The following is an 11,956-nucleotide window of genomic DNA, read 5'->3' as shown; positions in this document are numbered from 1 at the left end:
TCAGCAGGAACGCGAGCAGGCACAGCAGCAGTTCAACTTTGCCCAAGCTGCTTTGGAAAAAGCCATTGAAAAGAAGCTGGAATCCGTCGATCCCGACAGTTATCAGATGTTTATCGATAATCTTGCTACGCTGACACCTAAGGAGGAGGACATCTTTAACCTTTATGTACAGGGCTGCTCTACCAAAGATATTATCAGCCAGCTTGGTATCACCGAAAATACCTTAAAATATCATAATAAAAATATCTACAGCAAGCTGGGTGTAAAAACCCGTAAGGAGCTGCTGCAGTATATCGAACTGATGCGCAACGCAGAGCATTGACGCGCAGCGCATGCAAAAAGCCTCCGGCGAATTTATTCGTCGGAGGCTTTCGTTATGGGTTAGGGGTTACTATTGCAATATTAACTTTATCGCTCATTTTATCGCTCATTTATCACTCATTTATCGCTCATTTTTATTACATATATAGCCATACACACTGCTAAAACCAAATATCCAATTTAAGCTATAATTCAAACACCCCCAAAATATATCTTTCGGGGGTGTTCAAATCTTTATTTCTTAAATTTTACAGCTTCTGTCATGCCTTCTACCCTACATTACAGCTGCAGAATGAAGAATTCATCTTTAATATTTTTTCTGTCATTGCTGAGGGCAACCAGAACTCTGTTATCAGGCATATTTGCCAGGTTTACACAAGCACCGATGCTGGTTTCCTTATTATCGGTCAAATCCTTATAGCTTACAGTACCAACCAGCGTGCCGGTGTTCTTTCTGTAAATCTGCAGCTGCTGCTTGTCTACAGAGGAATCGCTGACTACCAGATATTCATCAGTCAAAGCTATATCGGTTAAGGAATTGATGGCCTTGCTATCTTCACGTTTTTCCTTGCCGATGACGCGTTTTTGCTTGCCATTGAAGTCATAAACGCTTACCAGGCCTACATCCTGAGTGCCGATACGCGCATTGCCGCCAACATAGAAATCACCGTTTCTGTCTGCAACAACGCTCTGCGGAATATTGATTTTATCCTTGTCATCAGCATCACGACTTCTGGATTCCTTACGTACTGTGCCCAAATCCTTGCCTACTCTGTAGCCATTGCGAAGATCAACCTTTCTCATTTCGCCCTGGTTCATCCAGATTAAAGCCTTATCCGCATTGCCCTTAGGAATTACAACAAGGTTATTGAAGCGTCCTTGTGCCTCTTCAATACGTTTGGTTTCGCTATCGAAATAGTTGAGTCTCATTCTCTTATTGGTATAGAAAATGCCTCTGGTGCCGTCGGAAGAAATCTTAGCATTACCGGACATAGAATCAACATTATTGTCCAACATGCGCAGACCATCTTTATCCCACTGCATCTGCACAAGTCTGTCCTTAACGTTGGCATAAATCATATCTCTGCCGACAACAGCCACCCTCATACCCTTGCTATAAGTATTTTGCAAATGCAGATTAGGATTATTTTTCAGAGTAAAGAGCTTAAATGTATTAATGCCGACCTTAACATCCTTATTCGGCAAATCCTTCAAATCAGCAGCAATCGGTTTCGGTTTAGGAGGCTCGCTGGTGCCTTTATCACCCCCGCCACAGCCGGCAATAAAGCTGCAGGCCAGCAGTCCGGCCAAAATTCCCATCGCCATACGTTTCTTCAACATAACAATCATCTCCTCATTTTACTATGGAAAAGCTTTTTATTTGATTACAATACGGCCATCGCCGTAAGGATTAGCATATTGCTCGCCAACCTTGCCATTCAGATGATTCTGCAGATATTCCATAATCGTATCTGCGTCACTCATCATTTCGTCCTGTACCAGACGTGCGCCCTTGAACATCGTAATGCCGTCACCACCGAATTTCAGCATATAGGAAGTGCCGCCAACAGTATATTTTTTCTTAACATCTAACGGTTTGCCGTCAATTTTAACATCGCTCACGCGACGGGCACCGGCAACACGCACGAAGTTGCCCTTGGCATCAAGCTCGATGCTGGAGGGAACAGAGCTGTCAATCGTGTAGCTCAGTCCGGATACCTGCATAAAGCCGCCGCTTTCTTCAGGATAGCTGATAGCACCCATCTCCAGAGCATCCAGAATCTGCTGGCCGTTTACCTCTAAAACTACGCACATATTACCGAAGGGGAAGGCCTCCAGCAAATCGTTGTAGCTGATTACGCCGGTTTTGATTTCGTTGCGGATGCTGCCGCCGTTCGCCAGCACTACATCGCAATCAAGCACTGCTCGATAAGCATCGGCAACAAAGTCACCCAAGCTGCATTCACGGTTGCGCACGATACGCTCACCCGTTGCAGGATCATTGCTGCGCAGCTGTACCAAGGCTTCGCCCACAGGCTGCTTCAGCAAAGGCTCATAGGTCTTTATTTCCTGGGCAATAACTCTTGCGATATTGGCATCCTTGCCGTTGGATTCGGTAATCAGCCGACTCTTCAGCTTGCCGTCGGGAGTAATTACCAGCTCGCCGACAGTTTTCAGCTTAGTGCCTGTTTGCGCCAGCAGCACGTCCTTGCCGACTTTATTTTTAACCATACGGGTGAAACGCTCGTGAGAGTGTCCGTCGATAACAGCGTCTACGCCCTGAGTATTTTTCGCAACGCTTTCGCTGCTCCACTGCGGAGTGGTGCCGTCCATGCCCAAATGACCTACGATAAATACATAATCCGCGCCGTCCTTGCGTGCCTTGTCGACATTCTTCTGCAGCTGTTTGTACAGCTTGCTGCCGCTCTTATCCTCGCAGAAGCTGTAAATATACTTGCCCTTCTCATTTTGGAAGAAGGTAGGCGTAGAGGTTGTCAGGCTTTCCGGTGTGCTAGCACCCACAAAGGCCACCTTGGTATCCTCATACTGCATAATTTTGTAGCCCGGCAGAACCTGCTTATTGTTGCCTGCATAAACAAAATTTGCACAATAGTAGCCTGCACGCTGCAGCGGCACCAGCTCCATGAAGCGGTCCATGCCGTAGTCAAATTCATGGTTACCGGGAATGCAGAAGTCATAGCCCAGGTAATTCATAATATCGACAACTGCCAGACCACGGGACAGCTTACCAATCGGTGCGCCCTGAATAGCATCGCCTGCATCCACCAGCGCCACGTTCGGCGTTCTTGCCAGGGCATCCTTTTTAATCTGCGCCAGACCGGCAAAGCCGATATTATCATTAATACCGCAATGGATATCATTAGTATGCAGAATAACAATGTCGTGCTCCAGCGCCCACGCCATCAGCGGAGCGGAAACAGTCATCGCTGCAGTCACTAAAAACAGCGATGTTTTTTTCAGGATTTTTTTCATATACACCACTTCCTTCCATCTTTGTACCTTCATTATACGCTCAAAAAAGCAAATGCACCCTTCCCGAAAGGCTGATTTCGGGTAGGGTAGCAGGAAATTTTACAGATTTTCAGGCTATTATGGCAAAAAAATACAGCTTCCCAGGTGGCAGGCAAGCAATTTTGCTTGCTGCCACAGGAAAGCTGCCTGCTTTATGCTACACTGATTTTTTCAGCTGCACAATTCTTAAGACCACGGATCATCTGCTGCCGGAGTCTGGATGCCGCTCAGCAGTCCCTTATAATCCCAGAGGAACCATTCGCCGGTAGAAGCCTTTTGGCGCACAGTCATCGGACGCGGGCTATCGGCACCGCCGCATGTAATCATAAAGCGTGCATACCCTTCCTCCTGATAAGTATAGGCATTAGTTTTAACCTCTACAGTATACGGCATATCCGGCTGATAGTTATTCGCCGGAGTTGCGCCCATAAAGTAGGAGCGCATCAGATACTGTCTGCCGCGGAAACGGTCTGCGAGGAACTGTTCATCTCTTTTAGGTACCGGACGAGGTCCCAGCAGCTTGTTGAGCATAGCAATAGCCTCTGTCGGATTGGTTTCGTAGCGAGCCAGTGCTGCTACAGTGTAAGCTGCAACCTGCTGAGCATCGGTTTCCGGTCCGATTTCAGCTGCCGATTGCGGCAGATTCTGGAAAATGACACGTCTGGTTTTTTCTTGCTTCTCCACTTTATTCACCGCCCTGTTAATAGTATTATCAATAGTTCTGTCGATCATTCTGTCTACGCCGATTCTTCTGTTCCAGTCAAGAGATTCTGCTGATTGCAATTGTCCCGCCAAAAGCATTGCGCAGCAAGCTAATACAATACCTTTTTTCATTTGTTGCACCTCCTCAGAATTATCCTGCGCTGTTAGATACGCAGGCATGTTTCCTTACAAGCTCATTGTACAACGGAATTTGCTGAAGCACCCCACCCAAACTGTCGATTTCGGGTAGGATGAGTAAAATTTTTTTGTTTTTCAAGGAAAATTCTGCAAAGCAGCATTTCCAGCATTATCATACACAGCAATCTCAGCAACCACATCAGCGCCACACCATTGCCAAAAATAGTGCGCAAGCATCTGCTGCCTACTCATTGGTCAAATCGTAAATCTTCCTTACCGTACCATCATCGGCAATATTATAAATCAGTCTGCCGCTCTTCTCTCCCAGATAGCGCGCATCCTTAAACTTCACCGGATTAGGAGAATCGGGATCTCCCGCCTTAGTCATAGTATGATAGCTGTAACGCTTATCAACATCAGGATACAAAGCCTTTTCTCGTTCCCACTTATAATCCCAGAAGCTAAAGCTGAAGGCATTTTTGTCCAGCAAATTAACATTCGGCTCCAGCACCAGCTGTAAAAACATCGCAGCTACAGCCCAAGGCATTTCCGTTTCACCCTGCACAAAGCGTGTACCTCTTTTGTTGCTTCTTTCATAAGTACCTGCCAAGGAAGGTTGCACCCGATTATTACCCTCAGGCTCACCCAAAATCCACTCACCGTAAAGCTTGGCTTGCGCCTGATAGCCCTGCGGATTACTCAAAGCATATTTCTCATACAACGGCATACTATATCTGTACATAGAAGGATAACCCATACCATTTTCCAGACTCATAAGACCCGGCACATGAAGATAACCGATAAAACGCTCGCCATCATGCGCAAAGCGCACTACACCGCTCGCCTCGGTCTCACCACGGTAATGGTCTTCCTGCCATTCGCCGCTGTGCACCTTAAAATACATCAAAACGCCGCGCGTAGTCTCGTACACCATAGCACCACCCTCAACATGGGTAGCAGGATTGTACATCTCATAATAGTCCGCCCGCGCAACCGACATCCCGCCGCACAACAGCAGCGCACCACACGCCAACGCACTCAATAGCTTCTTCATAAGCTCACCTCCAGAAATACAACCCCCTTCCGCCTCGCTACGCTCGGCACCTTCCCCGAGGGGGCAGGCAAGAAAGGTATAACCAAAGATTAAACTGAGCAATTAACCTATCGTGTAGGGAATAGCAATTTTAGCAAATGAGTGTCCAGAACCATAGAAGTGTCGCAACTGTTTGAGCGCTATGACGGACTTATATAGGAAAAACTCTTTATTCTATTACCCCCTTCCGCCTCGCTATGCTCGGCACCTTCCCCTAAGGGGCAGGCAAGAGGGTTCGTCAAAAACCAAGCATGAGTAAGTGGTATATCGTGCAGCGAATAAAAATTTTAGCAAATAATCGCAAAATCTCTTAGCATAGCGCGAGTTTTGCGGCACTTCGTACTGGTTCCACACGAAATTTGCGTTATGCCCTAAGGCATAGGAAAATTGCTACTGACTAAAACGATATTTAATTGCGACGCACAACCCCCTTCCGCCTCGCTACGCTCGGCACCTTCCCCAAGGGGCAGGCAAGAAAGGTATCACCAAAGATTAAACTGAACAATTAATATATCGTGTACACACCCCTCAGTCATCGCCTACGGCGATGCCAGCTCCCTTGACGCTAAGACCCAGTTTGTCGCAAGCTGCGCGCCGCGAGAAACTGTTGGTCGTGCTAATGTCGCTTGCGACGCAGGGAGCATATAAAGGTAATACGCCACACTAAATTGAGCAATTAATATATCGTAGCGAAAACAAAAAAATTTTAGGGAATGAGTGCCTGGAATAACAGAAATTGCAATGCTGTTTGAGCGCTAAGCTGACTACTGCAGCAAAATATCTTGCCCTAGCGCGAGTTTATTGCAATTTCGTCGTTATTCCGCACGAAATTACCGTCCGTAAATCGCTTTATACAACATTCTCCGGAACAACAAAACTATGTAAGCGATTTTCGGGAAAATTTTTCGTTGTAGCGCGATATGTTAATTGCGACGCACAACCCCCTTCCGCCTCACTTCGTTCGGCACCTTCCCCAAGGGGCAGGCAAGACTAATAGATTTCTGCTAAACTTCATCAGCACGTTCTTGGTTCCCCCTCGGGGGAACTGTCGCGTCAGCGACTAAAGGGGGCACTTACAAAAAAGGCCCCTGCTCCGCAATATTAACTTACGTCGCAAGGACCTCAAACTCAACTCACTGCCTCAACCCATAGCATCATTGCTGCACAACATCTTAATCTCACCATCAACTGTCACACTATAAGCATCCCACAAATTCGGATGCACATAATAAGTCATAACCAGCTCATCATTCTTATTATAAACATAAATCCCAAAATAATCGCCGTACTCCTGCGGCAGATACGAATTAAAAACGCTGTTCGGATCCTCGGCAAAACGACTGCCATAGCCAAACCAATAATCCTTACTGCTCAAATCCAAACCGGTATTCTTCACATTCAGCTTACGCAGAAAATACAGCGCCATAGTATAATCCTCTTCCGCCTGCATTCCCTCAAACCTATAAGTACCGCCGATATCAGGCTCACTCACCTTAGTAATCCCCATCTCACGTGCATCAACCGTCGGCAGCAGCACAACCTGCTTACCCTCTTGCACTCTAGCCTCGCAAACAAGCGGCTGAGAGCCATAACCAAAATAACGTGTATCCTCACCATGACGGCCCACATCAAAAGAATAATCCTCCAATACCAGCGCACCGTTCTCCAGCATACCCACGCCCTTAAACATCGGCGCATTACCGTCCTGCAAATCATAAGTAACAACAGAAGCAAAAATGCCGGACTGCGTATAAATCAGATGCAAAGAAGCATTATCCCTGCCATTCGCACCATAACGCATATACGAATACGCACCATAAGCATAAGACGCTGCCATTGCTGTTGCGCTGACAAGCAGCAGCAGGCAGAACATCAGCAAGCTAAATAATTTCTTCATCGCCACACCTCTATCTATCAACCTCGCTCAGCAGCAAGCTTCCGTCCTCACCGCTGATAGCAATACCGAAAACACGCTCCCTGCCCAAAGAATCGCGCACTGCAATACCGTTGCGCGGAAAAGACTCGGAATCACGCATCACAATAATAATCGGCTCCGTCGCACGCAGCAAATCCTTATAATAAATAGACTGCACGTTAAAAACAGGATAACCCTCAGCACTCACTTCACGCAAATCCAGCGCTACAACCTGAAAATCAGGGAAATCCACCGAGCTTGTTACCACAGCCTTCGCCGGCTCAAAAGCATCCGGCATCCGCACAACCTCGCAGGCCGCAGGATTAACATGAGCATCCTTCAGCCAGCACACATGCAGCATGCTTTGCGTAGGCTCCGGCACACTGTTGGCCTGAGCACTGCCCCAACCGCCAAACAAGCCGATACCCAGTGCCAATAACATTGCACCTAAAAATCTTTTACGCATAAAAAACACCTCCATAGTTTTTTACATCTTCTCTTAAATTAAGCCCTCTTCAGGCGTTACACCTTAATCAATCTCCTGCAGATAAATACTGCCGTCCTTACCGCTTTGCAGAATCGCAAACCTGCGCTCCCTGCCTGCATCATCCTTAAAGCTGATACCGTTCTTGGGAATAGTTTCCAAGCTCTCCAGATGCAGCACCAGCTTTTCATCAGCCATCAGCAAATCCTTGCTGTAAACGCTCTTGCCGGAAGCAAGCTCCAGCAGGCGGAACTCTTCCAGATTTTTCGTACTGCGGAAAATTACATCCGCACCCTTAAAGGGATTAGGCACGGAAACCTGCTCGTACTTGGAAAGATCAAACTTTGCATCCTGCAGCTCATGTACGCCCATGCATTCCAGATACTGCATTGCCAGGCCCTTAAAGCCTCTCTGCTTATATTCCTTCAACGGCAGCAGCTCAAGCTTCACGCTGTCACCGGCCATCTCTGCGCCCATATCAAAGAAATCATCCGCAGTCATATTAGTCTTTTGCGAAACAGCAGCATCAGCTCTGCCCACATCGTTGCGATAAACATCAAGACCCGGTTCATTATTGCTCTTCGAACGGGTAAAGTACATATCAATGCATCTTTTATTGCCGTTCGGCAGCAAATCCTTCAGCACCAGCACATAGTCTGTATTACTGCTGTTGCCGCGTGTCAGCAACATATTGTTCGCCAACAGCTTAATATTGCTGCGTGCCCAGCCCTCATCAACAAATTTTATTTTGCCGTCCACAAAGGTATAGATAGCATAGATATCCTTGCCATAATAGCCCTTGCCCTGCTTTTCGTTATCCAAAATAGCAAAAATCAGCTCCGGCACCTTGTCATTATTGATATCCTGCAGCGTATAACCAAGCATGTTCAACGCATCAACGTAACCCATACGGTCCCGCAGCTCATAAATTCCGGTCATGCCCTGCTGCGGCACCTTATCCATATTGCCATCATTCACAAAATTATAGATACCCTCCACCAGCTTGCCGTATTCACGCTCATAGGCAGGCACCTTCGCCACAGCCGCAGCTGCTTCCTCCACCTTCGTGGCCTTGGGCTGCGTTGCCGCCGCCTGCTTATCCGAACCACAGCCATTCAGCAGCATTGCCAAGGAAGCCAGCAGCGTTGCTCCTACCAGGACATTTTTACAGCTTTTCTTCAACATCTCCATCCCTCCGCTTCCCGCTGCCTGCTTTGCAGCTAATCTTTTATACCTATATTGTACCCTAAAAAAAACTAAAGCGCCCTACCCGAAACAGCAAATTCGGGTAGGGCGCAAGCTTTAAATCATAAATTTATCGCTTACAGCTTGTTAAATACATCTTCAACCATCTTCCAAACCTTAGCGCGGTCTACAGCGTAAACAATCTTCGCGTTCTGAGCACCCTCAGGAGCTGCACCGCGGAAGCCCATAGTCTGGCCGTAGCCGTAGCCGTATTGGTCATCAACATCAATCGGCAGAGTTTCGGATTCGAGAATTACGGACGGATCAATAGCAACTGCTGCTGCCAGAACGTCCCAAATGTAGTTCTTGAAGGACGGATCCTTGCGGAACATCGGGGTAGCATAGTGGCTTTCCCACATAGCCTTGAAGCGGTCGCTCTTAATGCGGCTTTCCAGATCCTTAAAATCATTGTGGCTCATCAGTTCCTTGCTGCAAACATCCAGCGGCAGGAAGATTTGCTCCTTCCAGGGAGCGCGGTAAGCCTTTTTAGCGGTTTCCGGATCAATCCAAACGTTGAACTCGGAGGTCGGCATTACGTTGCCTTCGCAGAAGAAAGCGCCTGCCATATAAACAACGCGTTTAGCCAGCGGAGCGATTTCCGGAGCCTTGTCCAGAGCAGCTGCCAGGTTAGCACCGCTGCCGATAGCAACGATGGTTACTTCGCCAGGATGCTTTTTGATAGTATCAATGATGAAATCAGCAGCATGTTCCTTTTGCGGGTTCATAACAGGCTCATCATTATAATTTTTGCGGTATTCAGCCTGCCAGGATGCCGGCTGAGGATAGCCTGCAGCGCCCAGATGGGAGTCATGGCCACGGCCGTAAATGCGTTTTTCTTTCTTCATGTTAGTGAAACGGTCCTTGCGAACGGTTTCATTAACGCCCATATATACAGGGATATCGGTGCGGCCGATGCCCTCCAGCTGACGGATAGCAGAAGCGGTACCGGTTTCAACCCAGGTATTGCCGATAACGATGGTAACACCCTTCAAATCCATTTTGGGAGATTCGGCAAGCATCATCATAGCGATGCCGTCATCAAACAAATCCACCATATCTGCATCCAGAATAACCTTTTCGCGTGCTGCAGCCTCGGCAGACAGCGGAGCAGTCATAGCACCAACGCCCATGCACATGGAAAGCAGCAGGCAACCACATAAGCTAGTTAATTTTTTCATTTTCATATTCATTACCTCCTAAAATCCCTAATTCTATAAATTTCCGCACAAAATGCAGATTTTACCTTAATCAATCTCCTCCAGATAAACACTGCCGTCCATAACCTTCGCCCGAATCGCAAACTTGCGCAGGCTGCCGGTGTCGTCCCTGAAGCAGATACCGTTCTTGATAACAGTTTCATAGCTTAGCTCAGGATCAGTTTCAAAGCTTTCCAGATGCAGTACCAGCTTTTCTTCCGGTTTCAGCAGTCCTTTGCTGTAGATAACTCTGCTGCTATCACCCTGCAAATCCAGCACTTCAAAGCTCGCCAGAGAAGTATTGCTGCTAAACAACACTTCTGCTCCCTGAGAGGGATTATCCACATAAACATGCTCATATGCGGAAAAATCTACCCTATTATCCTGCAGCTCATGCAAGCCCATGCATTTAAGGTGCTGCATTACCAGTCCCTTAAAGCCACGGCTGCTGTATTCCGCAAGCGGTAAAAGCTCGAGCTTTTGGGCACCAAGGTCAATATTCATCATATCGTCAAAGTACATGGAGGTTTTTTGGGTAACAAAGATATCATTTACATCTAAATATTTTCGGTAAACATTACATCTGCCATCCTCAACCTTGGTATAGAAGGTTTGTCCCTGACGCAGACTGCCATCCCGCAGCAAATCCTTCATTTCCAGCACCCATTCCATATCGTTATCGTCGATACAGGTACGCTTGCTCAGCATATCTTGAGGAAGCAGACGCAGACGGCTGTGCGACCAGCCCTCGTCAACAAATTTTATCTTACCATCCACAAAGGTATAGATAGCATAGATATCCCGTCCATAATAGCCCTTGCCCTCAGGATAATCAATCTGGCCAAAAATCAGCTCCGGCACCTTATCATTATTGATATCCTGCAGCGTATAGCCGACACTGCTTACACCCTGACCGGGATCATTATGGCCCTCCAGCTCCTCAAAGCCTGTCAGTCCCTGCGCCGGCAGTCCGGCAGTATTACCCTTGGTCAAATAATCGCAGACACCAGCCACGATTTTCATATATTCCTGCTCGTAGGCAGGCATAGCGGCGGCTTCTGCCTTAGGCATAGCGAGCAGCGGGTCTGCTTTTTTGTCGGAGCTGTCACTGCCCAGGAGCATTGTCAATCCGGTAAGCAGTAATGCTCCCAGCAAAATGTTTTTCCAGCTTTCTTTCAGCATATCAATCCCTCCGCTTCCTGCTGCCTGCTTTGCAGCTGATTATTTACACCTATAGTGTAGCCTAAAAAAAGCAAAAGCGCCCCACCCGAAAGGGTGATTTCGGGTAGGAGGAGGGGGGATTTTGGGGATATTTTTGATTTTTGGGGAGGTTGGAGAGAAAATTTTAGGTTATATTTCTAGCCAACTTCTCATTTGCTTCAGTGATTCCCCCTTTAGTCGCTAACGCGACAGTTCCCCCAAGGGGGAACCAAGAACGTGCTAATGAAGGTTAAGGGAAAGCTATTAGTCTTGCCTGCCCCTTGGGGAAGGTGCCGAACGCAGTGAGGCGGAAGGGGGCTGCAACGTTGGGAGCATATAAAAGTTCGTAATACCATCATATCTCCCCTGAAAGGGGAGGTGGCTGCGAGCCTTGCGAGCAGACGGAAGGGTTATGTAAGCAGCTAAGGCTTTAGAAAGAAAAACAAGCCTCTCCTTGGAGAGAGGTGCCATCGCGTAGCGATGACGGAGAGGGGTCCATCATACATATGCTATTAGTAAGTTTATAAACAACAATCCCCTCTCAGTCGCCCTACCGGGCGCCAGCTCTCACATAGGAGAGCCTAATTCCCCCACCCAAACGCAAAAGAACCGCCTCACGGCGGGTGTTT

The 11,956-nt window shown here is 47.5% G+C and carries 10 protein-coding genes; 1 reads left to right on the top strand and 9 read right to left on the bottom strand.

What is annotated here, in order from left to right; all coding sequences use genetic code 11:
* A partial coding sequence (locus tag BN587_RS11190) for a response regulator transcription factor (protein WP_303684981.1) occupies nt 1–322 on the top strand: 322 nt, incomplete at its 5' end.
* A 278-nt stretch (nt 323–600) separates the two neighbouring features.
* On the opposite strand, the gene BN587_RS11185 is transcribed toward BN587_RS11190, so the two are convergent.
* The 9 genes from BN587_RS11185 to BN587_RS11145 form a co-directional block, all read right to left on the bottom strand.
* On the bottom strand, nt 601–1,662 hold the full coding sequence (locus BN587_RS11185) for a hypothetical protein (RefSeq protein WP_021721231.1): 1,062 nt from the start codon (nt 1,660–1,662) through the stop codon (nt 601–603).
* 36 nt (nt 1,663–1,698) lie between these two features.
* Nucleotides 1,699–3,315, bottom strand: a complete 1,617-nt coding sequence (locus BN587_RS11180) for a bifunctional metallophosphatase/5'-nucleotidase (protein WP_021721230.1) — start codon at nt 3,313–3,315, stop codon at nt 1,699–1,701.
* Nucleotides 3,316–3,540: 225 nt separating this feature from the next.
* On the bottom strand, nt 3,541–4,188 hold the full coding sequence (locus tag BN587_RS11175) for a DUF6935 domain-containing protein (protein WP_021721229.1): 648 nt from the start codon (nt 4,186–4,188) through the stop codon (nt 3,541–3,543).
* A gap of 250 nt (nt 4,189–4,438) precedes the next feature.
* The gene (locus BN587_RS11170; RefSeq protein WP_021721227.1) at nt 4,439–5,248 is read right to left on the bottom strand and encodes a hypothetical protein; all 810 of its coding nucleotides are present in this window, start codon (nt 5,246–5,248) and stop codon (nt 4,439–4,441) included.
* 1,180 nt (nt 5,249–6,428) lie between these two features.
* A complete protein-coding gene (locus tag BN587_RS11165) occupies nt 6,429–7,184 on the bottom strand; it encodes a hypothetical protein (RefSeq protein ID WP_021721226.1) in 756 nt (251 codons plus the stop codon).
* Nucleotides 7,185–7,194: 10 nt separating this feature from the next.
* Nucleotides 7,195–7,668, bottom strand: a complete 474-nt coding sequence (locus tag BN587_RS11160; RefSeq protein WP_021721225.1) for a hypothetical protein — start codon at nt 7,666–7,668, stop codon at nt 7,195–7,197.
* Between the two features lie 63 nt (nt 7,669–7,731).
* Nucleotides 7,732–8,871, bottom strand: coding sequence for a hypothetical protein (locus tag BN587_RS11155; protein ID WP_021721224.1), 1,140 nt, complete (start codon nt 8,869–8,871; stop codon nt 7,732–7,734).
* 137 nt (nt 8,872–9,008) lie between these two features.
* A complete protein-coding gene (locus BN587_RS11150; RefSeq protein WP_021721223.1) occupies nt 9,009–10,115 on the bottom strand; it encodes a nucleoside hydrolase in 1,107 nt (368 codons plus the stop codon).
* Between the two features lie 60 nt (nt 10,116–10,175).
* Nucleotides 10,176–11,309, bottom strand: a complete 1,134-nt coding sequence (locus BN587_RS11145; RefSeq protein WP_021721222.1) for a hypothetical protein — start codon at nt 11,307–11,309, stop codon at nt 10,176–10,178.
* Between the last annotated feature and the right edge of the window lie 647 nt (nt 11,310–11,956).

The sequence above is a fragment of the Phascolarctobacterium succinatutens CAG:287 genome (assembly GCF_000434895.1).
GTDB classification, from domain to species: domain Bacteria; phylum Bacillota; class Negativicutes; order Acidaminococcales; family Acidaminococcaceae; genus Phascolarctobacterium_A; species Phascolarctobacterium_A succinatutens_A.
Note: the sequence above shows the minus strand (reverse complement) of the source record. Positions and strands in the feature narration are given on the sequence as shown.

What these genes read in the sequence shown, in the direction of transcription:
- BN587_RS11145 (WP_021721222.1), bottom strand. Translation starts at nt 11,309, where the DNA reads ATGCTGAAAGAAAGCTGGAAAAACATTTTGCTGGGAGCATTACTGCTT.
- BN587_RS11175 (WP_021721229.1), bottom strand. Translation starts at nt 4,188, where the DNA reads ATGAAAAAAGGTATTGTATTAGCTTGCTGCGCAATGCTTTTGGCGGGA.
- BN587_RS11155 (WP_021721224.1), bottom strand. Translation starts at nt 8,871, where the DNA reads ATGTTGAAGAAAAGCTGTAAAAATGTCCTGGTAGGAGCAACGCTGCTG.
- BN587_RS11165 (WP_021721226.1), bottom strand. Translation starts at nt 7,184, where the DNA reads ATGAAGAAATTATTTAGCTTGCTGATGTTCTGCCTGCTGCTGCTTGTC.
- BN587_RS11160 (WP_021721225.1), bottom strand. Translation starts at nt 7,668, where the DNA reads ATGCGTAAAAGATTTTTAGGTGCAATGTTATTGGCACTGGGTATCGGC.
- BN587_RS11185 (WP_021721231.1), bottom strand. Translation starts at nt 1,662, where the DNA reads ATGTTGAAGAAACGTATGGCGATGGGAATTTTGGCCGGACTGCTGGCC.
- BN587_RS11150 (WP_021721223.1), bottom strand. Translation starts at nt 10,115, where the DNA reads ATGAAAATGAAAAAATTAACTAGCTTATGTGGTTGCCTGCTGCTTTCC.
- BN587_RS11180 (WP_021721230.1), bottom strand. Translation starts at nt 3,315, where the DNA reads ATGAAAAAAATCCTGAAAAAAACATCGCTGTTTTTAGTGACTGCAGCG.
- BN587_RS11170 (WP_021721227.1), bottom strand. Translation starts at nt 5,248, where the DNA reads ATGAAGAAGCTATTGAGTGCGTTGGCGTGTGGTGCGCTGCTGTTGTGC.